Origin of the sequence: Candidatus Pelagibacter sp. Uisw_092 (assembly GCF_047729545.1) — a bacterium.
Lineage (GTDB): Bacteria > Pseudomonadota > Alphaproteobacteria > Pelagibacterales > Pelagibacteraceae > Pelagibacter.
In genome coordinates this window covers 240,120-262,641 of record NZ_CP159824.1, presented here as the reverse complement: position 1 = coordinate 262,641, position 22,522 = coordinate 240,120, and the positions used below count along the sequence as shown (strand labels likewise).

Genomic DNA, 22,522 nt, shown 5'->3' with positions numbered 1-22,522 from the left:
TAAATTTAAATATTCTCGCGACAAATTCGACAATTAAAGCATTAAAATACTTAAGCTATTAACTGCTTATGGTTAATTTTGGCACTCATAACAATTGCAAATCCAATCATTGTTGCTAACATTGAAGATCCACCATAAGACATAATGGGTAATGGTGATCCGACTATAGGCAATAAACCTAAAACCATAGACATATTTACTACAACATAGAAAAATATGGCAGATCCATAGCCATAGCAAAAAAGTTTAGAAAAATAACTTCTTGAGATTGCACCAATTTTTAAAACTCTGTAAATAATAATTATATAAATTAATAATAAGCCTAGTGATCCTATAAAACCATGTTCTTCAGCAAATAATGTAAAAATAAAATCAGTATGTTTTTCTGGTAAAAACTCTAGATAACTTTGTGTACCTTTTAAAAAACCTTTTCCACTTAAACCACCTGACCCAACAGCTATTTTGGATTGAATAATTTGATAACCTGCTCCTAAAGGATCACGATCTGGATCAAGGAATGTTAAAATTCTCAATTTTTGATAAGGTTTTAAAAATGCAATAGCAAAAGGCATTAAAATTAATAAAGTAATAAAAGAATATATAAAATATTTAATATTTATTCCTGCAAGCCAAATAACAACTAATCCACTTAATGCGATTAAAATTGAAGTCCCTAAATCAGGTTGAGCAATAACCAGCATAATAGGTAAAATTAAAATTACTAGCGCAACAAACATAACTTGAAAACTATTAACTTTATTGAGCTGAATACGGTGATAATATTTAGCAAGACATACTATTATTGCAATTTTCATTAATTCAGACGGTTGTAAATTGATAAAATATAGATTTATCCATCTTTGAGATCCTGAGGCTTTGATGCCATACAAAGAAGCCCAAATTAATAAAAGCAAAATAATAGTATAAAATAAATAAGCAAACGAATGCCAAAATCTTATATTTACCAATGACATAAAAATTAACATGGTAAAAAAGATTAAGAATTTTGATACATGGCTTTTGCTATGAAATAAGATTTCTCCACCGTCTGTTGAATACATGGATAAAGAACTAATTAAACCAAGCAATAAAATACAAATTAACAAAATATAATCAAAGTTTTTTATTTTTTGAAAAAAAGTTGATTGTGAATTAAATGAATTATGTTGCATTTATATTTCTAAATCATTGTTTTTATTTTGCTTTTCTCTAAATTCGTGTCTATCTATTATTAACTTAAATAGTTTTTTTGCGATCGGTGCTGCTGTTGAACTACCAGATCCACCATGTTCAATAACAATACTTAATGCATACCTAGGGTTTTTATATGGTCCAAAAGCTATATATAAGGCATGATCTCTTTCATTGTATGGAATTTCAGATGTGCTTAGGTCAAGTTCTCTTGCTGCTTTAGTTATTCTTCTAACTTGAGATGTTCCTGTTTTTCCAGCAAATTGATATTTGGGATCTTCAATTCGGGATGAGTAAGATGTTCCTCTAATTTCATTAGTTGAGGCAAACATTGCTTCTCGAACTAATTTTATATTTTTAGAATTTTTAAATAAAGGCTCATATTCTTTTTTATTTAAAAAACTTAAAAGTTCACTTGCCTCCTCCTGTAATCCATTATCTTTTTTATTTATACTTCTAGAATTTTTATCCATTATAAATTTAATTTCTTTAGCTGTTTTGCTATTTTCCTCTAATATTATTTTTGGATAAATCTTAAATCCACCATTTGCAAGTTGGGCTGTCATTTGACACAATTGAAGTGGTGTAGTTTGAGTGTAGCCTTGCCCAATTCCTGTAATTAATGTTTCACCTATAACCCAGCCTTTTCCTAAATTATTTCTTTTCCATTTAGTATCAGGAATTAATCCTTTTTTTTCATTATTAAATGTTTTATCTAAAACCTTTTTACCTAGACCAAATTTTATAGAAGTCATTTTTAAACGATCCACACCAAGTTTTCTTGCAATTTCATAAAAATAGGTATCACAAGACTGTTTCATGGCATTTTTTAAATTTACAACACCATGCCCTTTTTTTTTCCAGCAATGGTAAGTTTGGCCATACATTTCAATTTTTCCTTTACAGTTAACTTTAAAATTTTCATCAATAATTCCATATTCTAAAGCTGATAGAGCAACTATCGGTTTAAATGTTGACCCTGGCGAATATAAGCCAGATAAAGTTTTATTAACTAATGGCTTTAAAGGATTATTTCTAATTAATTGCCAATCATCTTGATTAATTCCAAATAGAAACAAGTTAGGATCAAACGAGGGTGAAGATTGCATGGCTACAATTTCGCCTGTATAGATATCCATTACACTTATTGAGCCAGCAACATTTTTTAAAAGTTTATTACATAACTTTTGAATTTCAGTGTCTATTGTGAGTTGGATTGTTTTGCCATTTATTCCATCTATATGATCAAGTTGACTAATTCTTTTTCCATATGCATTAACTTCGTATCTTTGAATACCATTGGTGCCAATGAGTTCATTTTCAAAAGTTTTTTCTAACCCAGTTTTTCCAACTTTAAGTCCTGGCACGTGCTTACTTTTTATCACTTCATTATTTAAAATGTCTTTCTCACTGGCTTCACTAACATAGCCTAAAATATGAGTATAATGTTCATCAAATGGGTAATTACGGGAAACAGATAAAACTGGTTTTGCTCCAGTTAAATCATGTAAAAAATAGTTAACTTTTGTAAACTGCTCCCAAGTTAAGTTTTTAGAAATAATTAAAGTCTCCCAAGATTTTTGTTTATTCTTTAATTTTATTATTTTATTAAATTCATTATTATTAAGACTTAAAATTTCTTTAAGTCGTACCATCAAGTATTTAAAATCTTCAACTTCTTCAGGAACAACATGTAATTGATATACTTTTAAGTTTCCTGCAATAACCTCTCCAAAAAAATCTAAAAATTTACCTCTAACCGGTGGTAATCTCCATTCACGAAGTCTATTTTTGTCAGATAAAGTTAAATATTTTTTATTTTCTGTAATTTGTAATGAGAATAGTCGAGCTATTATTCCAGTGAATACGACAAGTTTAGCTGCACCAATAATAAACATTCTTCTATTAATGGTTTGATTCTTTTGTACACCAAAATTTTCACCTAGCATTGTTTTTGCCTACAAAGTTATTTTCAAAAAAATCAAATATGCTTGAAAACAAAAAATATAATAAAAAAGTAAATAGAGTATTTATTATTTGATCAAAATAGTTTAATTCATGACTAAAAATAAAATTTAAAGCTATATATAGCAGTGAATTTATAATTAGCATTGTTGTAAGAAAAAAAATACCATCTTTGATCAAATTTGGTCTTAACGTAATATTCCTAAGATAGGCAGCAGCACCACAAAGTATTAGATACATTAAACTACTCAGTCCAATTGGAGTTCCAATCATTACATCATTAAATAAACCTGCTATGAAAATATAGATATATCCTAAGCTTTCACTTTTTTTTAAGCTGTAATAAAAAATTATGATATAGGAAAAATTAAATGAAAAATATTTTAAATCTAAGTAGTTAAAATCAAAATTATTTAAAATAGATGTAAATAGTAAAATTAATGGCATTCTAGAAAATATTTTTTTAATTAAATTTTTATTTTTTAAATCTGTCATTCAGTTTCTTTTTTTTTAAATGAAAAAATTCTTACAAATTTTAATTGGGAAAAGTCTGAAAAAAAATCAACTTTTTTTTCATCATTTAAATAGTTATTACTTATTCTGCCTATTGGTATTCCTGTTTTAAATAAACCACTGGTACCAGAGGTATAAACAATTGAATCACTTTTAATATCATTGAATTTTTTACTATATTGTATAATTCCATGATCTTCACCTGTACCTGATAATATTGAATATACTCCATTTGGTTCAACAATAACTGGTATTTTACTGTTTAAATCTGAGAGCAATAATACTCTTGCTGACAAGTAATTAACCTCAATAACTTTTCCAATAATATAGTCACCATCCATAGCAACCATTCCAAGGTTAATGTTATGCTTGCTGCCTTTATTAATAATGATTGATTTTAGAAATGGGCTTCCTTTATCACTTAAAACTTTGGCAAATATCGTATCTGTTTTAACCAAATAATCTTCAACTATTTTTTTTAGTCTTTGATTTTCTGAAATAATAAATTGATTTAATAAATCTTTTGATTGTAAGCTTGCTAATTCAGATTTATTTTTTTCATTTTCTTTATAAAGAATAAGGTGGTTTTTAACCACCTGATAATTTCTTGTTACAAAATTTTCTGGTCCTGAGACTATAAAAGAAGATCTATAAACTATTTCATTAATACCTATTTTTATATAATTTATAACCTTAAGATTTAAGCTACCCAAAATTAAAAAAATTATTGAAAAAAATATTAAACTTAATAATGAAAATCTTTGTTGTGTTCCTTTTTTTAAAAAAGCAGATCTTATTGCTATTACAAAGTCATCTCTGCTTGTTTCCATTATTTTTAATATTCAGATAACATAGTAGAGAACGTCTCTTCTTGCTCTAGAGCTTTTCCAGTACCAATTGCAACACAAGCTAAAGGATCATCTGCTATATGAACGGGTAATCCTGTTTCTTTAGAAAATCTTTTATCAATATTTTTTAATAAGGCTCCACCACCTGTTAATGTTAATCCCATATCTACTAAATCAGCAGATAATTCAGGGGGTGTATTTTCTAGTGCATCTTTTATACCATTCACCATTTCTTTTAAAATATCATTTAAAGCTTCCGAAGTATCTTCTTCTGTAATATTTACTTCTTTAGGTGTCCCTGATCTTAAATCTCTGCCTTTAACAGCATAAGTGTTGCTGCTTGATGGAATTGCTGTTCCAATTTCTTTTTTTATTTTTTCTGCAGTACTGTCTCCAATCATCAGGTTATATTCTTTTCTCATAAAATTAATTAATGCTGTGTCCATAGCATCTCCTGCAACTCTCAATGAACGTGAATATACAAGTCCTCCTAATGACATAACAGCTATCTCTGTGGTTCCTCCACCAATATCAACAACCATAGATCCTGTTGCTTCTGAAATTGGAAGACCTGCACCAATTGCTGCAGCGATAGGTTCTTCAATTAATTGCACTCTTCTTGCTCCTGCCGCAAGCGCGCTATCTTGAATTGCTTTTCTTTCTACAGGTGTTGATCCAGTTGGAACACAAATTAAAATTCTAGGATTTGCAAAAGTTTTATTCTTGTGAACTTTTTTAATAAAGTGTTTGATCATTTCTTCTGTCACAATAAAATCTGCAATTACTCCATCTCTTAATGGTCTAATAGCACTAATATTTCCAGGCGTTCTTCCAAGCATTGTTTTTGCTTCATCACCAACAGCTAAAACTGTTTTTTTTCCCATATTATCAGCTATAGCAACAACAGATGGTTCATTTAAAACTACACCTTGACCTTTTAATACAACAAGTGTATTTGCAGTACCAAGGTCAATCGCCATATCTTGGCTCCAAATATTAGTTAAATTTTTAAACCATTTTGACATTTTATATTCCCTTCACTTTCTGAGTTTCGTGCTCTATCGGAGCAGTTTTTTTTCTTTTAATTATCATTTTATTTAAAGCACTTAAATAAGCGTTAGCTGACGCTACTAATGTGTCTGTGTCTGCTGCTTGTCCTACAGTAGTTTTTCCCTCTTCTTCAATCCTAACACTTACAGTTGCTTGAGCATCAGTTCCTTCTGTAACCGCATGAACTTGATATAACTGTAATTTAACATCATGTGGGTATAAAACTTTTATACATTTAAAAATAGCATCTACAGGACCATCTCCTGTTTCTGATGTTGATTTTACTTCACCATAAACATCAAGTTTCATTTCTGCTTTTTGTGGTTCACTCGTTCCTGCAAAAACTTTTAATGATTTTAAATTGATTACATATTTATCTAAAACCATACTTTCATCAACTAAAGCTGCAATGTCATCATCATAAACATGTTTTTTCTTATCTGCCAAAATTTTAAATTTACCAAAAGCAGTTTGAATTACATCGTCTGTAACATCTGCGTAACCAAGATCATTTAATTTTTCTTTGAATGCATGTCGTCCAGAATGTTTTCCCATCACCAATGAAGTTTTTTTAACTCCTACACTCTCTGGTGTCATAATTTCATATGTTTCTCTATTTTTAAGCATTCCATCTTGGTGAATTCCTGCTTCATGAGCAAAAGCATTTTTTCCAACTATTGCTTTATTAAATTGTACTGGAAAAGTTGCATTAGAAACTACTTTTGAAGCTTTGCTTAACAATTCTGTTTTAATTCCTGTTGTATAAGGCATCAAGTCGTTTCTTGTTCTAATTGCCATTACAATTTCTTCAAGTGCTGCATTACCAGCTCTCTCACCTATTCCATTAATTGTACATTCAACCTGTCTTGCGCCTGCAGAAACACCCGCTAAAGAATTTGCAACAGCCAGTCCTAAATCATTATGGCAATGAACAGATAAAATTGCTTTATCAATATTTGGAACTTTATTTTTTAGTGTTGTAATTATTTTTGTATATTCAGAAGGAATTGTATAACCAACTGTATCTGGAATATTTATTGTAGTTGCACCACAACTAATTGCAAGCTCAACTGATTTACACATATAATCCATATCCGTTCTTGTTCCGTCTTCACAAGACCATTCAACATCATCTGTTAAGTTTCTTGCATAAGTTACGCTTTCTTTTATTGCGTCTAAAACTTGTTCTGGAGATTTGTTTAACTTATGTTTCATGTGTAAAGGACTTGTTGAGATAAAAGTATGGATTCTAAACCTTGGAGCATTTTTTAATGCTTCATGACATGCATCAATATCTTTTTTGCTAGCTCTTGATAATCCACACGGAATTGAATTTTTTAAAATTTTGCTTATTGCTGTTACAGCTTCAAAGTCACCTGGAGACGCAATAGGGAAACCAGCTTCGATGATATCAATTCCCAATTCATCAAAAATTCTTGCAATTTGAATTTTTTCCTCAAGACTCATTGATGCGCCTGGTGATTGTTCACCATCACGCATTGTAGTATCAAATATAAAAACTTTATTTTTGTCGCCCATAGCCAGTAATTTAAAAAATTATAATACAATCTATAATAGAGATTGCAAAATAATTGTTATATTTTGGCTATAATTTTTAGGTCGATTTGGGTTTTTAGTAAAAATTAACTCTTATCGCTATCTATTAGTTTCTTCTTACCAATCCAAGGCATCATTGCTCTAAGCTCTGCGCCCACTTTTTCAATTGGATGATCCGCAAGATCTTTTCTCATTTTTAAAAAGTTCTTCTGTCCACCTTCACACTCTTTCATCCAATCTTTAGTAAATTTTCCTGATTGAATGTCAGCTAAAACTTCTTTCATTCTTTTTTTACTTTCACTATCTACCACTTTTTTACCAGATACATATTCACCATATTCTGCTGTATTTGAGATGGAATAATTCATGTTAGCAATTCCACCTTCATAAATTAAATCTACAATTAATTTTACTTCGTGTAGACATTCAAAGTATGCCATTTCAGGTTCGTATCCTGCTTCTGTTAAAGTTTCGAAACCATTTTTAATCAGCTCTACTAATCCACCGCAAAGAACTGATTGCTCACCAAATAAATCAGTTTCACATTCATCTTTAAATGTTGTTTCAATAATACCCGACTTTCCACCACCAATTGCTGAAGCGTATGATAATGCAAGGTCCCGTGCTTTACCTGTTCCATCTTGATGAACAGCAAATAAGCATGGTACTCCACCACCTCTTTCAAATTCACTTCTAACTAAATGTCCAGGGCCTTTTGGTGCAACCATAAATACATCTAAATCTTTTCTTGCATCAATAAGCTTGTAATGAATGTTTAATCCATGAGCAAAAGCTATACTTGTTCCTGGTTTAATTCTTTGGTCAATATGATTTTTATAAATCGCAGCTTGTAATTCATCTGGTGTAAGTATCATCGCAACTTCTGCCCACTCTGCAGCGTCAGATAAGCCCATTACTTTTAAACCTTTGGATTCTGCTTTTACTCTACTTGCAGATCCATCTCTAAGTGCTACAACAACTTCTTTAGCTCCACTATCTTTTAAGTTTAATGCGTGTGCATGACCTTGACTTCCATAACCAAAAATTGCTATTTTTTTACTTTTAATTAAATCTACATCTGCATCTTTTTCATAAAACATTTTCATTTTTTTTCTCCTTTATAATTAATTAAAAATCTCTGCACCTCTTGTCATTGCTACCGCTCCGGTTCTTGAAGCACTAATAAGACCAAATGGTTTTAAATTTTTTGTCACCTTATCTATCTCTCTTCTTAATGCCGTTATTTGAATTACAGCAGATTTATCTGATTGATCTAATATAACTGGATTGTATTTTTTACAAGTAATTAAAGCTTTCTTAATTTTACTAGGATTTGCAACAATTTTTAATAAAGCCATCTCTTTAAATATAACTTCTTTATCGTCTCTTTTAAAATTTCCAACTTTATGAACTGGGACTAACTTTTTTAATTGTAATACAATTTGTTCTATAACCTGTGGTGTTCCAGTAGTTACAATTGTAATTCTTGAAAGATTTTTTTTTTGATCTACTTCTGCAACAGCTAATGATTCAATGTTATAACCTCTACCCGAAAATAGTCCAACTACTCTTGATAATACACTTGCTTCATTATCAACCCAAACAACAATTATATGAGTATCAATTTTACCTAATTTACTAGGTGTACTATATGCTGATTTAGATTTTGCCATTTAAACTAATGCTTTTCCTTTGCCTGAAATTTTATTCTCTGCCTGATCCTTGGGGCCTAATAACATTTGATTATGAGGTTTTCCCGATGGTATCATTGGAAAACAATTCTCATCTTGATCAACATGACAATCAAAAATTACAGGTCCATCTATATTAATCATTTCTTCAATTTTTTCATCTAATTCATCTGGATCTTCTGCTCTAATTCCAACACACCCATAAGCTTCAGCTAATTTGACAAAATCTGGTAATGCTTTTGAATAACTTTCAGAATAGTTTTTTTCATGAAGGAGTTCCTGCCACTGTCTAACCATACCCATATATTGATTATTTAAAATAAATATTTTTACAGGTAGGTTATATTGAACTGCTGTTGACATCTCTTGTATATTCATTAAAATTGATGCTTCACCTGCAATATCAACTACTAATTTCTCTGGGTGAGCAACTTGCACGCCTACTGCAGCAGGTAATCCATAACCCATAGTTCCAAGTCCACCTGATGTCATCCATCTATTGGGTTTATTAAATTTATAATGCTGAGCTGCCCACATTTGATGCTGACCAACCTCTGTTGTTATATAGGTATCTTGATTTTTTGTTAATTCATAAAGCCTTTGTACAGCGTGTTGTGGTTTGATAATTTTATCACTATTAATATAATTTAGGGATTGTTTTGTTCTCCATTTTTGAATTTGTTGCCACCATTTTGAAATTTTTTGTTTATTAGATTTTTCAAGATTTAAATTTTTCTTTTTTAAAGTTTTTGTTGTAGATCTAATGACATCACTAACATCACCTACAATAGATAAATCAACTTTTACAATTTTATTTATTGATGATGGGTCAATATCAATATGAACTTTTTTAGATTTTGGAGAAAACTCATCTATCTTTCCTGTGATACGATCATCAAATCTTGCACCTATATTAATTAATAAGTCACAGTCATACATTGCATTGTTAGCTTCATAAGTTCCATGCATTCCTAGCATTCCTAAAAATTGATTATCATCGCCTGGGTAAGCACCTAGGCCTTGAAGAGTTGAAGTGATTGGAAATCCAGTTATAGAAACAAGTTCTCTCAATAGTTCACTTGCTTTTGGTCCTGAATTAATTACACCACCGCCAGTATAAAAAACTGGTCTTGAAGCCTTTTTCATTAAATCAACTAATTGATCAATATCACTTTGCTTAAATATATTAAGTGATTTTCTCTTTAATTTTATTTCTTTTTTAGGTTTAAAATATTTTGCTTTTGCAAACTGAATATCTTTTGGAATATCAACTAATACTGGTCCTGGCCTTCCTGATGTTGCAACTTCAAATGCCTCGTGCATTATTTTTGTAAGATCATTAATATCTTTAACTAACCAATTATGTTTTGTGCATGGTCTGGTAATTCCTGTTGTATCACATTCTTGGAATGCATCAGTTCCAATTAAATGTGTTGGCACTTGGCCTGAAATACAAACTAGAGGAACTGAATCCATGTAGGCATCTGTTAGTGCTGTTACAACATTAGTGGCACCCGGTCCTGATGTAACCAATACCACACCTGGTTTTCCAGTTGATCTTGCATAACCTTCAGCGGCATGACCAGCACCTTGTTCGTGTCTAACTAAAATATGTTTTATGGATGGGTGGTTTTTTAATTCGTCATAAATTGGAAGTACTGCTCCACCCGGATAACCAAAAATATGTTCTACTTTTTGGTCTTTAAGACACTTAAACACAATTTCTGCTCCAGAATATAAATTACCCATTTGGGCAATCTATTCGACTTTATGTTAATTGGTCAAGTTTAACCGATGATTTATTTAATTTTTTTATATAATCAGCAACCTCAGTTGGATTAATTTTTTCCCATGAGGTCATTCTACTTCTTGCCCATGTTGCTTGTCTTTTGGCGTATTGTCTTGTTTTAATTGAAATTAATTCTTTTGCTTGATTTAAATTAATTTTTTTATCCAAGTACTGTGTCAATTCGTCAACCCCTATTATTTTATTAACACTCATATTTTTTTTAATTTTCAATTTAATAAATTTTTTTACCTCTTTTATTGCTCCATCCTCAATCATTTTAATTGATCTTAATAAAATTCTTTTAACCAGATCTTCTCTTTTAAAATCAATATATAGTTTTAAAAATTCCTCTTCTTTAAATTCAGATTTAGTTTTGTTTAGCCACTCATACATGGAAATTTTTGTAAATGATTTAATCTCAAAGGCTCTAATAGTTCTTTGAGTATCATTTGCATCAAATTTACCTTTAGATTTAGGGTCAATTTTTAAAAGTTTTTTGTAAAAATTTTTCTGTCCTTCTTTTTTTTGCATTGATCTAATTTTATTTCTAAACCTAATAGGAATTTCTGGAATTTTAACCAAACCATCAACTAAAGATTGAAAATACAATCCTGTTCCTCCAACTAATATAGGAGTTTTTTTTCTTCCTTTAATTTCTTTGATCTTTTTAATAACAGCTTTTAACCATTGACCTGTAGAAAATTTTTTATTTAAATCAATAATACCATACATATGATGCTTAATTTTTTTCTGATCAGCTTTTTCGGGCCTAGCAGTAAGAATTTTAAACTGTTTATAAACCTGCATACTGTCTGCATTGATTATTTCTCCATTAATTTTTTTAGCAATTTTGACAGCAAAAATTGATTTACCTGAAGCTGTAGGTCCTGAAATTAAAATAATCTTGGACTGTTTGTCCATTATCAATCTAACTTAACACCAATATATCTTCTTTGGTTTTGACTATTATAAATGACAATCAAAATTGTTTTTTGATTAGATTTTAAAGATTTACTAACTATATCTTCAAGGTCTTTTGTGGATTTAATTTTTTTCTTTTGTGCCTCAACTATTATATCTCCTACATTTAAATAGTTAACGGGGCTATTTTTACCAATATTTGTTATAACCAATCCTGTTATTTGATTGGGAAGTTTTCTCTGTGCAATATCTTTTTTATTTAATAATCTTGTTATAATTTTTAAAGATTTTATCTCCGAAATCTCTGGTGTCTCTGTTTCTGTTACTTTTTTTTCTTCCACAAAGTCACTTGAAGTTTCTAACCTTCCCAATTTAATTTTTTTTGTAATTTCTTTTTTATTCCTCCAAACCTTGACATCCACTATTTTACCCACTTGTGTTTGTGCAACAATTTTGGGCAATTCTTTCATTTCATTAATTCGTGTTCCATTAAATTCTAAAATGATATCTCCCGCTTTAATACCAGCTTTATCTGATGGACTTTTTTCTGCCACGCTTGCAACTAATGCACCTCTTGGCTCATCTAATTTTTCAATATCAGCAATTTCTTCAGTTACAACTTGAATTCTAACACCTAGCCATCCTCTTTTAGTTTCACCAAATTCTATTAACTGACTAACAACTTTTTTTGCACTATTAGATGGTATTGAAAAACCTATACCAATCGAGCCACCTTTACCTAAAATAGCTGTATTAATTCCTATTACATCTCCATTCATGTCAAATAATGGACCTCCAGAATTACCTGAGTTAATTGAAGCATCAGTTTGAATATAATCTTCATAACGTGATAACCCTATTGACCTGTTTCTTGCTGATATAATTCCTGATGTCACTGTTCCACCTTGACCATAAGGGTTTCCAATTGCTATTACCCAATCACCAATTCTTGCATTATCTGAATCACCAAAATCAACTGGTATAAATTTTTTTTTAGAAACTATTTGAAGAACAGCAATATCAGAGAGTGGGTCAGCTCCAATAATCGTAGCTTTATATTCTTTATCTCCTCCGACTCTAACAACAATATCTTCAGAATCTTGAATGACATGATTATTAGTTATTACAATTCCTTTTTCATCAATAATAAATCCTGACCCTAAGGCTGCAGATTTTCTTGTTTGAGGTGTTCCAAATTCTTTAAACATATCTTCAAATGGTGATCCTGGAGGAAATTGAAACCCTGGAAAAGGATTAGTATTGGTAGTTACAGTAGTTGTTGTCGAAATATCTACAACTGATGGCATTAATCTTTCTGCTAAATCTGCAAAGGACCCTGGTATATCTTTTGCAAAAACTTGAGAAGCAAAACTAATTGTAAAAAATACTATTAATAATTTTTTAATTTTATTCATTTTAATTTTTAATGTACCAGATAATAATAAATCCTATTACTGTAAATATAAATCCACCTGTTCTTAATTGACTATTGGTCACATCATTTAATTTTAATAACATACTTCTCATTTTAGATGGAAATAAGGTGTACAAAATTCCCTCTATAAAAAGAAAAAGACCAAAAGCTATAATTAGCTCCTTCATGTATTTGATTTACTTTTTAGGTTTAATGTTTCCAAAAAATTTAAAGAATTCACTATCAGGTGACAAGATTACAGAAGTATCTCCACCTATTAAAGCGGTCTCATAGGCTTGCATCGCTCTATAGAAAGCAAAAAATTCTGGATCTCTACCAAATGCATCTGCAAAAATTGCATTTCTCTCCCCATCACCTTGTCCTTTCATTATTTCTGAATTCTTATTAGCATTAGCTAACAACACTGACACATCTTTATCAGCAGTTGATGTAATAGTTACAGCCATTTCTGCACCTCTTGCTCTAAATTCTTTAGCTTCTTTTTCTCTTTCAGTCTGCATTCTTCTAAAGATTGCTTCACTGTTTGCTTCAGGCAAATCTGCTCTTTTAATTCTTACATCTACTATCTTAATACCAAAATTCTTAGCTTCAACGTTTACGCCTTCTTGTATTAAAGACATTTGCTTACTTCTGTCTTTTGAAAGTAATGTTTGTAATTCTTGCTGTCCTAGAACATTTCTAAGTCTTGAGTTAATAATTGTTGCTAATCTTGATCTTGCAACCCTTTCATTCCCAACTGAAATATAAAATTTTAAAGGGTCTACAATTTGAAACCTTGCAAAAGCATCAACGATCAATCTTTTTTGGTCTGATGCAATCACTTCTATTGGTGGTGTATCTAAATTTAAAATTCTACTATCTAAAAAAACCACATTTTGAATAAAAGGTATTTTAAAGTTTAAGCCAGGTTTTAATATAATCTTTTTAGGGTCACCAAACTGTAGAACAATTGCTTGATTAACTTCTTTAACTATAAAGATAGAGAAGAATGCTAATGCTGCTATTAAAATGACTATGGGTAATAAAATTTTTTTCATTAATTCGATGCTTTCTTTTTGCCTAATTCAGGGAGCGGTAAGTACGGTACTACACCAGAACCTGCATTTTTTTCAATAATAACCTTATCTATATCTGCTAATACTTTTTCCATAGTCTCTAAATACATTCTCTCTTGAGTAACTTCTTTAGCTTTAGCGTACTCATTATAAATAGAAATAAATCTACTAGCTTCACCTTCAGCCAACGCAACAACTTTTTGCTTATAAGCTTCGGCTGCTTGCATGATTTTTGCAGCTTCCCCTCTAGCTCTCGGTATCACATCGTTTGCATAAGCTTCAGCTTCATTTTTAGATCTTTCCATATCAGCTCTTGCAGCTTGAACATCTCTAAATGCATCTATTACTTGATCAGGTGGGTCTGCTTTTTGAGTTTGAACTTGCGTAACTTGTATTCCACTATTGTACTCATCTAAAATTGATTGAATAATTTCTTGTGTTTCAATTTCTATTGATGCTCTACCTTCAGTTAAAATTGGTTGAATATTGCTTTTTGCAATCACTTCTCTCATAGCTGTTTCTGCTGCAGCCTTTACTGTTCCTTCTGGGTCTTGTATTTCAAATAAGAACTTACCTGCATCTTTAATTACCCAGAATACTGAAAAATCTATATTTACAATGTTTTCATCACCAGTGAGCATTAAGCTTTCTTGAGGAACATCAGCAACTCCTCCACCTTGTGAAAAACCACTATCTCTTTCAGATCTAAATCCAATATCAATTCTATTTACTTTTGTAACTTTTGGTGTCTGAACTGTCTCTACTGGAATTGGAATATGATAGTGTAATCCTGGTTGAGTTGTTTTTACAAACTTACCAAATCTTAGCACAACACCTTGTTCATCAGGTCCCACTCTATAAAGTCCACTTGCTAACCATACGAAGGCTAAGATTATTAAAATTAAACCAATTGGTTTTTTTCCTGATGAGCTTCCACCAGGTAAAAATCTATTTATCTTACTTTGAATATCTTTTATTAATGCATCGATGTCTGGTGGTGTTGGTCCTTTTCCAGAACCGTTTCCTCCACCTGGAGGTGTTCCCCATGGGCTTCCACCTCTACCTTGAAAATCATCTGACATATGACAAAGTATATAATGTCTTTCTAATAAAAAACAAGTAATGATGAGGGTATGACTGATAAAAAGCCAGAACTAAGTGACGCAATGAAGAAAAAATTGGAGCCCAGAAAATTCACAAAAAACCCAATTTTAGGAACAAAATTTACAATAGCTGTATCAAGTGCAAAAGGTGGTGTTGGAAAATCAACTTTTGCAACTAATCTTGCTTTAGCTTTAAAACAAATTGGCTGCAAAGTTGGTTTACTTGATGCTGACATTTATGGTCCTTCAATTCCAAAGATGTTTAATATTAACGAAAAACCAAAAAGTGATGGACAGACTTTAACTCCAATTACAAAATATGATATTCAATGTATGTCCATTGGTTTTCTTGCAGATCAACAAACTCCAATGATTTGGCGTGGACCTATGGTTACAAGTGCTATTAAAACCTTTACTCAAAAAGTAGGTTGGAAAGATTTAGATTTTATAATTGTAGATATGCCACCAGGAACTGGTGACACTCAGTTAACTTTTTCTCAAGAAATTAAAATGGATGGAGCAATTATAGTTTCCACTCCTCAAGAAGTTGCTCTTCTAGATGTTAAAAGAGGAATTAAAATGTTTGATAAACTTGGAGTTAAAATTTTAGGTCTAGTTGATAACATGAGTTATTTTAAAGGTGATGATGGTAAAAAATATAAAATATTTGGTGAGGGTGGTGTTAAGAGAACTGCAGAAGAATTTGGTAAAGAGTTTCTAGGAGAAATTCCAATAAATCCTGAGGTTGGAAAATGTGGAGATGAAGGAAAGCCAATTGTTGAAGCTAATCCTGAACATGAAATTTCTAAAATATATTTAGACTTTGCTAGAAAAATTAAATCAACTTATCTTTAAGGTCAAAAGCAGTCATTAGCTCATTCCATTCTCTTTTTGATAAACCAGAGCTATCAGGGTTAACTTCTTCACCTTTAATGAGTTTTTGAATTATAACTTTTCCTTTTGCAGAAACTTCTGTACCACCAACTCTATAATCCATAAATGCATCATAAGTTATTGGAACCCATTTCTTAACAGTGTCCAACATGATGTCTGCATATACTCTTATTTCATACTGAGCATGACTGTCAGCTCTTAATCTTAAAAAATTCATCAAGTTTAATAAATCAGTTTTCCAGTACCATTGAGTGTAAGTGTTTAAAGTTAAATTCATTCTTGCAAGTTCTCTTGCTAAACCTTTTTTATTTTCATCAATAGTTGATCCATCAAATCTCTCATTCAACATCATCTCATAATTATCATAAGTTCTATCAGCATCATTTTTTAAAAGTTCTAAAACTTCTTTTGCTTGTTCACCTTCAATAATATCACCTCTACCCTGTCTGTTACTTGAGGACTGTGCTGCTAGATTTTCTGCTGATGGTAAATAAAATTCTTTATCTAAAATAGAATACCTTGCTGAGTATTCATTAACATTTGCCGTTCTATGTCTAATCCATTGACGAGCAATAAAAATTGGAAGTTTAACATGATATTTAATCTCACACATTTCAAATGGAGTACTGTGCCAATGTCTCATTAAATATTTAATTAGACCAGCATCAGTTGAAACTTGCTTAGTTCCTTTTCCATATGAAACTCTAGCTGATTGAACAATGGATGTATCATCACCCATATAATCAACTACTCGAACAAATCCATGATCAAGTGCGGGCATTGCCTCATAAAGAATATTTTCAAGTGCTGGAGCAGTAACTCTTTTCGTTTGATTTTTTTGAGACTGTTGGTCTTTAATTTCTTGTGATTGTTCTTTAGTTAATTTCATGATTTTTACTGAATTTTTTTTTATTGAATCTCTTTCAAATGCTTTTATATTAATACTGTTGGCTTGCCAACTACGACGATAAACGAATTTCGTAATAACCATTACGGACGTGGGGGCAGTACCCACCACCTCCACCATTACAACTTATGGGGGTGAAATAGGATCGACGGGTGACTAAAGGCTATTCTTTCGTTCGGGATTGTTCCACCGTGACGGGCTAAACTTTAAATGCTAACGAAAGTTACGCTATTGCTGCATAATTAACTTAGGTTAATTATAGAAGCACGGTCTGGGGCACCGGGTAACAGAACGCCCCTAAACAAAGTATCCACGTTGATTCTATTATCTTTTTTTAATTTTAAGAGCAGACACTAAAGCAGACACCTTAATTATTAGCAGACACCTTTATTTACAGAGTGTGTAAATTAGTTTAATAATTTATAATGAACTTTACTCAGTCAATAGAAGTATGTTTTAAAAAGTTTTCTATTTTTGATGGAAGATCAAGAAAATCTGAGTTTTGGTGGTTTCAGTTATTTTGTGTAATTGCACAAATAGTTGGAGGAGTGCTTGATCATTTATTTGGTTATGTTGAAACAGGAGCATTTGAATGGGTAGCATATATAATTATACTATTACCAAGTTTGGCAGTTGGAGCGAGAAGACTTCATGACACTGGTAGATCTGGTTGGTGGCAACTTCTGTATCTTACAATTATAGGGGTTATTATTCTTATTGTATGGTGGGTTGCTGATGGAAATAAGAAAAATAATAAATTTGGAAAACCAATCAGTATTAAAAAATAATAAAGGTTATTAGAAGAGCGACCGAGTTACAGAACGCCCCTTAATTACTATTTTTATTATTAAATAATGCCACTACAAAGAAAAATCCAAATATTATTAATAATAGTTTTAATAAAGTTATATCTCCCAAATATTTAATATTTAAAAAAGGAGTTAAAAAAATAATAGCACCTAATTTAAAAATTAATCCCCATATAATGAACATTACTGTTATTCCTATTATACAATATACAACGTACCCTAATGTACCTGAGGTTTTTAATTTAATTTCTAAAAGTTTTAGTTTTAAGAGAAAATTTTTCATAAAGTAAGTTTAATCAAATATTGCTATGTACCTCAAACACAAATCTAAAACAAAAAAACCTTAAATTACTATGTACCTAACTATGTACCTTATAAAAAAGTTATAATTATGGTGTTTTCTGACTTAGGGCGGGAAACAGAACGCCCCTGATTACTGGACTTCTTATACTTAATAAAAAAAAATAAAGATAACTTACTACGAGTATAAATTAACTGAGGGCATCCTCTAGATTTATATTGCCAAAAGAAGATTCTTCATTGGAATATCTTTGTGATAAATGCTCAATACAACATGCTTTATCTATTTTTTTTAGGTCTTTGTTGTAAAGAGTTACTAGTCTATTATAAAAACCTTCTGGAATATTCATGTAGGTCAGCCCAATATTAGCTTTAGCCATCAAATCTAAATTTATCATTCTTGTATCTAAAAAATCAATTTTATATGCGCCATGACCACAATCAGGGTTGCTTGAAGGTCCAAATAAATACTCTTTCATTAATTCTCTGTCATATAGGTACATGCCTTGATACGGGTAATGATGATTAATAAAATTATAAGTTTTGTTTAAATATAAATTAGGAAGATTTTTTATTTTATTTTTTTTTATAAAATCAATTGCATAAATTTTGCTGTCTACAAAATTTTTTTCAGTTCTTATAAAGCCTGGAATTAGATTAAACCTTTTTAAAATTTTTCTACTATTTATCCAATAGTAAAAATTTTTTTTATTTAATAATATATCGTCTTCTAAATATATAAAATGAGTAATCTCAGTTCTTTTAAAAAAGTTTTTCATTAGATTAACATGGTACCAAGGTAGTAACCTGTCATTGACTGGCTGATTGATAATTTCAAAATTAACATTAAAGCTTAAATTTTCTTTACATCTATTGATTAATAATTCTGAATTTTTGTTCGTAAAAATGTAAATTTCACTATTACTTGTTATTTCACCCAGACTCTTACAAGCTTGTATTAAGTTATCAATTTTACTTTCATTGTAATAAAAGGTTATAGCAGCAACAAATTTTATTTTTTGTTCAGTTATATTTTCTAAATTAAAATTATGATCAGAAATTTTATAATTAATTGAATTTCTTTTAAATTTTTTAAATGTTATTAAATCGTTTATTTCTTTTTCTTTTTTTCCTAACGACTTATATATTTTTCTTAACTTTTCTAAAAAAAAAATATTCATTAGGTTACAAATTTAGTTAAGTCAGGTTTAAAATATTTTGGTCCCTTCATAACCTTTCCTGATTCATTATAAATGGGCTTGCCATTATCTCCCAATTTGCTCATATTTGAATTTTGTACTTCATTAAAACACTTATCAAGATCAATGCCCAAAGCATGTCCTGCTCCATATGTGACATACAGTATATCTGTTAATGCATCGGCAACTTCTAAAAGGTCTTTATTTTCCATTGCCTCCTTAAGTTCGTCTAGCTCTTCTTTAATCAAATCATATCTTAGATCATTAACTTTATCGGTACTAAAAGAAGGTTTAGTTTTCACCTCTTGACCAAAGGTTTCCATAAAGGTTTTTACTTTGTTAAAATTTGACATTTAGCTCCTATTAGTTTCTTAAAATTTAATATATAAATATAGTAAATTATTAATTATATATTAATCAATGAAATTAAGAAAAGAAATCGATAGTTTGGGAAGTATTAATGTTCCTAATGATAAATATTGGGGTGCATCAACTCAAAGATCTAATAAGTTTTTTAATATTGGAAAAATCTTAGTTAATATTTCAATAATAAAATCTATTGCAATTATCAAAAGATCGGCTGCTTTAGTTCATTATAAAGAAGAACAAATTAATAAGAAAATAACTAATTCAATAATAAAAGCTTCTGATGAGGTTATTAAAGGAAAATTAGATGAAAATTTTCCATTAAAAGTTTGGCAAACTGGCTCTGGCACTCAAACAAATATGAATGTTAATGAGGTAATAGCGAATAGAGCAATTGAAATAATGGGTGGAAAAAAAGGATCCAAAAAACCTGTTCACCCCAATGATCATGTTAACAAGTCACAATCTACAAATGACGTATTTCCTACAGCAATGCATATATCTGTAGCTCAGGAAACTATATCAAAGCTATTACCAAATTTAAAAATTCTAGAAAGAGAATTGGCAAAAAAATCTAGAGAATTTAAAGATATTATCAAAATCGGCAGAACTCATTTGCAGGATGCAACACCCTTATCTCTTGGCCAAGAATTCTCAGGCTATCATATGCAATTAAAAAAATGTATTGCGAGAATAGAGGTTGCCCTTAAAGAGATATATTTTTTAGCACAAGGTGGCACAGCAGTAGGAACTGGAATTAACTCTAAAAAAGGTTTTGACAAAAAAATTATAAAAGAGATAGGCAAGTATACTAACATGCCTTTTAAGCCAACTAATAATAAATTTGCAGAATTAGCTGCCCATGATTCAATTGTAAATTTCTCTGGAGCTCTAAATACTTGTGCTGTTTCTTTGATGAAAATATCAAATGATATAAGATTTTTAGGTTCTGGGCCACGTGCAGGGTATGGTGAATTAACACTTCCAGAAAATGAACCTGGCTCCTCTATTATGCCAGGAAAAGTTAATCCTACTCAATGCGAAGCTGTAACAATGGTCTGCGCTAAAGTAATTGGCAATCATATGGGAATTACGATAGCTGGTTCTCATGGACATTTTGAATTAAATGTGTTTAAGCCAATGATTGCTCATAACGTACTTCAATCAATAGACCTTATTGCCGATAGCACAAAAAACTTTGCCATTTTTTGCGTAAAAGGAATTAAAGCTAACAAAAAAAGAATTAAAGAACATTTAGATAATTCTTTAATGCTGGTAACTGCTCTAGCACCACATATTGGATATGATAACGCTGCAAGAATAGCAAAAACAGCCTTAAGAAATGGAACCACATTAAAACTAGAAACTCTTAAAACAGGTCTTATTAAAGAAAAAGATTATGAGCGAATAGTAGATCCTAAAAAAATGATTTACCCCTCATAAATGTCCAATAGTTTATTTAATATGCGCCTACTTTTAATTGAATTATTTAAATTATTGTCTTGAAAATCATCTAATATATTTAAAAATTGATCTCCTAATTCTTTGTTGTCAATCATAATTTTATTAAACTTAATTTTACTATTTGAAAAATCATAATCTAAATTAATTAAAATATTTTTGATCTTTTTCCTTGATTTCTTACTTGTGTTAAGAAAAGAAAATAAATTCTCAGAGTTTTTAATATCAAGAAATAAGTCAGTCCCAAGAATTAATTTATTATTTTCAATAAATAAATTACTATTTCTTAACTTCAATAATCCTATGTTATTATTGGTTAATATTGTATTATCAAAATTAATTTCACCGTTAACAATATTAAGCATGATTTTAGCATTTTGAAATAATTCATTTTTTGCATATGTGTCAGCTAGTATTGATATATCTAAACTTAAGTTATCATTAAATAATAATTTTGACTCAATAAATTCTTTAAATATAGGGGGTAAATTAAATAATTGAGATATTTTATAATTTCCTAAATTAATATTTAGATCTAAATCAAAGGGATTAATTGACAGTTTTCCGTTGTATTCAATTTTTGAATTCTTTAACCTAGTATTATCAGTTTTAAAAGTAATTAATTTTTCTTCCACATTATATTTTGTTTTAATTGTAGAGTTTAAAATTGAAATAATAATTTTACCCATACTAGAGGTAGAATCTTCCTGAGATAGTTCATTTAAAATACTTAAATTAAGTGACTTAGCTTCGAAATTTATTTTTGTATCTACTAAAGTGTTATTATTATTCTCAAAGTTAAAAATAAAAGGAACGCCAAAAGTATCTCCTTTTAAATTAAATAAATTTAATTGCCTTTTATCATCAAAAAATAAGACAGCTTTATTTATTTTAATAATTGTAATTATCTCATTTAAATTATCTTTAAGAAAAATATTACTATTATTAATCTTAATTTTTTTATTTGAAAATTGATTCTTAGCATAGTCATTTGGTAATTTAAGTTCTTTTCTTAATAAAGAAAAATTAGCACTATCAATAATCATTTTTTTTAGACTCATTTTCTCTTTATCAAAGAAATTTTTTTGATTTAAAAAAACTTTCAAAGTTTTGACATCAGCAATAGATTTGTTGCTTTTAGATTTATCTAATAATATTTTAGAGTTTTGAATTAAAAAATGTGGTGCAGGAAGAATGCGGTATGAAATATCTGAAGATGTGCTTATATTAATTCTAAATTCATTAAGAATTTGAATTTCTATATTTTTTTGAATCCAGCTTTTTTCATACAAAACAGGTATTAATAAATAAAATAGGTAAAGAAATAATAGGCCAATAAAAGTTATTAAAAATTTATTAAAGTTACTAATTTTGAATTTAGTATTTGTTTTATTCTCAACTTTGAATATTGTCTTTTTAATTAGGTTATTAAAATTTTTTACAAATTGTCTCATAAATATTGTTGAAA

The 22,522-nt window shown here is 29.8% G+C and carries 22 protein-coding genes and 1 other RNA gene; 4 read left to right on the top strand and 19 right to left on the bottom strand.

The features are described 5' to 3' along the window. Window positions 1–50 precede the first annotated feature (50 nt). The 14 genes from rodA to hflK all read right to left on the bottom strand — a co-directional run bounded on the left by rodA (window position 51) and on the right by hflK (window position 15,097). Window positions 51–1,172 carry a rod shape-determining protein RodA gene (rodA, locus tag ABXT63_RS01345; RefSeq protein ID WP_415321164.1) on the bottom strand — a complete coding sequence of 374 codons (1,122 nt, stop codon included), beginning with the start codon at window positions 1,170–1,172 and terminating at the stop codon, window positions 51–53. Then, complete coding sequence (gene mrdA / locus ABXT63_RS01340) at window positions 1,173–3,140, bottom strand: penicillin-binding protein 2 (RefSeq protein ID WP_415321162.1); 1,968 nt, start codon at window positions 3,138–3,140, stop codon at window positions 1,173–1,175. Then, a complete protein-coding gene (mreD, locus tag ABXT63_RS01335) occupies window positions 3,130–3,651 on the bottom strand; it encodes a rod shape-determining protein MreD (protein ID WP_415321160.1) in 522 nt (173 codons plus the stop codon). Before mreD ends, mrdA begins: the two co-directional genes overlap by 11 nt. Continuing rightward, the gene (gene mreC / locus ABXT63_RS01330) at window positions 3,648–4,499 is read right to left on the bottom strand and encodes a rod shape-determining protein MreC (protein ID WP_415321159.1); all 852 of its coding nucleotides are present in this window, start codon (window positions 4,497–4,499) and stop codon (window positions 3,648–3,650) included. Before mreC ends, mreD begins: the two co-directional genes overlap by 4 nt. A gap of 5 nt (window positions 4,500–4,504) precedes the next feature. Next, a complete protein-coding gene (locus ABXT63_RS01325; protein WP_415321157.1) occupies window positions 4,505–5,542 on the bottom strand; it encodes a rod shape-determining protein in 1,038 nt (345 codons plus the stop codon). Between the two features lies 1 nt (window position 5,543). Continuing rightward, entirely contained in the window at window positions 5,544–7,106 is a 1,563-nt protein-coding gene (locus ABXT63_RS01320; protein WP_415321155.1) for a 2-isopropylmalate synthase, read from the bottom strand. Between the two features lie 104 nt (window positions 7,107–7,210). Further along, entirely contained in the window at window positions 7,211–8,230 is a 1,020-nt protein-coding gene (gene ilvC, locus ABXT63_RS01315; RefSeq protein ID WP_415321153.1) for a ketol-acid reductoisomerase, read from the bottom strand. An 18-nt stretch (window positions 8,231–8,248) separates the two neighbouring features. Then, the gene (ilvN, locus tag ABXT63_RS01310) at window positions 8,249–8,797 is read right to left on the bottom strand and encodes an acetolactate synthase small subunit (RefSeq protein WP_415321151.1); all 549 of its coding nucleotides are present in this window, start codon (window positions 8,795–8,797) and stop codon (window positions 8,249–8,251) included. Beyond that, entirely contained in the window at window positions 8,798–10,564 is a 1,767-nt protein-coding gene (locus tag ABXT63_RS01305) for an acetolactate synthase 3 large subunit (RefSeq protein ID WP_415321149.1), read from the bottom strand. A gap of 19 nt (window positions 10,565–10,583) precedes the next feature. Continuing rightward, window positions 10,584–11,525: a tRNA (adenosine(37)-N6)-dimethylallyltransferase MiaA gene (gene miaA / locus ABXT63_RS01300; protein WP_415321147.1), complete on the bottom strand. Its 942-nt coding sequence runs from the start codon at window positions 11,523–11,525 to the stop codon at window positions 10,584–10,586. Window positions 11,526–11,527: 2 nt separating this feature from the next. Continuing rightward, entirely contained in the window at window positions 11,528–12,940 is a 1,413-nt protein-coding gene (locus ABXT63_RS01295; protein WP_415321146.1) for a Do family serine endopeptidase, read from the bottom strand. A 1-nt stretch (window position 12,941) separates the two neighbouring features. Continuing rightward, complete coding sequence (locus ABXT63_RS01290; RefSeq protein ID WP_415321144.1) at window positions 12,942–13,127, bottom strand: DUF2065 domain-containing protein; 186 nt, start codon at window positions 13,125–13,127, stop codon at window positions 12,942–12,944. A gap of 9 nt (window positions 13,128–13,136) precedes the next feature. Further along, complete coding sequence (hflC, locus tag ABXT63_RS01285; protein WP_415321142.1) at window positions 13,137–13,997, bottom strand: protease modulator HflC; 861 nt, start codon at window positions 13,995–13,997, stop codon at window positions 13,137–13,139. Continuing rightward, window positions 13,997–15,097, bottom strand: a complete 1,101-nt coding sequence (gene hflK, locus ABXT63_RS01280; protein WP_415321140.1) for an FtsH protease activity modulator HflK — start codon at window positions 15,095–15,097, stop codon at window positions 13,997–13,999. The genes hflC and hflK overlap by 1 nt, the downstream gene beginning before the upstream one ends. Before the next feature lie 51 nt (window positions 15,098–15,148). Here hflK and ABXT63_RS01275 point away from each other — a divergent pair, with 51 nt between their 5' ends. Beyond that, entirely contained in the window at window positions 15,149–15,973 is an 825-nt protein-coding gene (locus tag ABXT63_RS01275) for an Mrp/NBP35 family ATP-binding protein (RefSeq protein WP_415321138.1), read from the top strand. Here ABXT63_RS01275 and thyX read toward each other — a convergent pair. Next, on the bottom strand, window positions 15,954–16,901 hold the full coding sequence (thyX, locus tag ABXT63_RS01270) for an FAD-dependent thymidylate synthase (RefSeq protein ID WP_415321136.1): 948 nt from the start codon (window positions 16,899–16,901) through the stop codon (window positions 15,954–15,956). The two genes, ABXT63_RS01275 and thyX, sit on opposite strands and share 20 nt — an antisense overlap. Before the next feature lie 19 nt (window positions 16,902–16,920). Here thyX and ssrA point away from each other — a divergent pair. Then, window positions 16,921–17,221, top strand: a transfer-messenger RNA (tmRNA) gene (gene ssrA / locus ABXT63_RS01265). A gap of 123 nt (window positions 17,222–17,344) precedes the next feature. Further along, window positions 17,345–17,707, top strand: a complete 363-nt coding sequence (locus ABXT63_RS01260) for a DUF805 domain-containing protein (RefSeq protein ID WP_415321134.1) — start codon at window positions 17,345–17,347, stop codon at window positions 17,705–17,707. Between the two features lie 40 nt (window positions 17,708–17,747). Here the strand turns inward: ABXT63_RS01260 and ABXT63_RS01255 are convergent, their stop codons facing one another. From ABXT63_RS01255 to ABXT63_RS01245, 3 genes are all read right to left on the bottom strand, one after another. Further along, the gene (locus ABXT63_RS01255; RefSeq protein WP_415321132.1) at window positions 17,748–18,011 is read right to left on the bottom strand and encodes a hypothetical protein; all 264 of its coding nucleotides are present in this window, start codon (window positions 18,009–18,011) and stop codon (window positions 17,748–17,750) included. Window positions 18,012–18,219: 208 nt separating this feature from the next. Further along, window positions 18,220–19,209: a hypothetical protein gene (locus ABXT63_RS01250; RefSeq protein WP_415321130.1), complete on the bottom strand. Its 990-nt coding sequence runs from the start codon at window positions 19,207–19,209 to the stop codon at window positions 18,220–18,222. Continuing rightward, complete coding sequence (locus tag ABXT63_RS01245; RefSeq protein WP_415321128.1) at window positions 19,209–19,580, bottom strand: phosphoribosyl-ATP diphosphatase; 372 nt, start codon at window positions 19,578–19,580, stop codon at window positions 19,209–19,211. Before ABXT63_RS01245 ends, ABXT63_RS01250 begins: the two co-directional genes overlap by 1 nt. A gap of 67 nt (window positions 19,581–19,647) precedes the next feature. Between ABXT63_RS01245 and fumC the strand changes: the two genes are divergently transcribed. Next, window positions 19,648–21,036 (top strand): class II fumarate hydratase, encoded by a 1,389-nt coding sequence (gene fumC, locus ABXT63_RS01240; RefSeq protein WP_415321126.1) that lies wholly within the window; start codon window positions 19,648–19,650, stop codon window positions 21,034–21,036. Here the strand turns inward: fumC and ABXT63_RS01235 are convergent. Next, window positions 21,024–22,508 carry a hypothetical protein gene (locus tag ABXT63_RS01235; RefSeq protein WP_415321124.1) on the bottom strand — a complete coding sequence of 495 codons (1,485 nt, stop codon included), beginning with the start codon at window positions 22,506–22,508 and terminating at the stop codon, window positions 21,024–21,026. The genes fumC and ABXT63_RS01235 overlap by 13 nt on opposite strands. Window positions 22,509–22,522 lie beyond the last annotated feature (14 nt).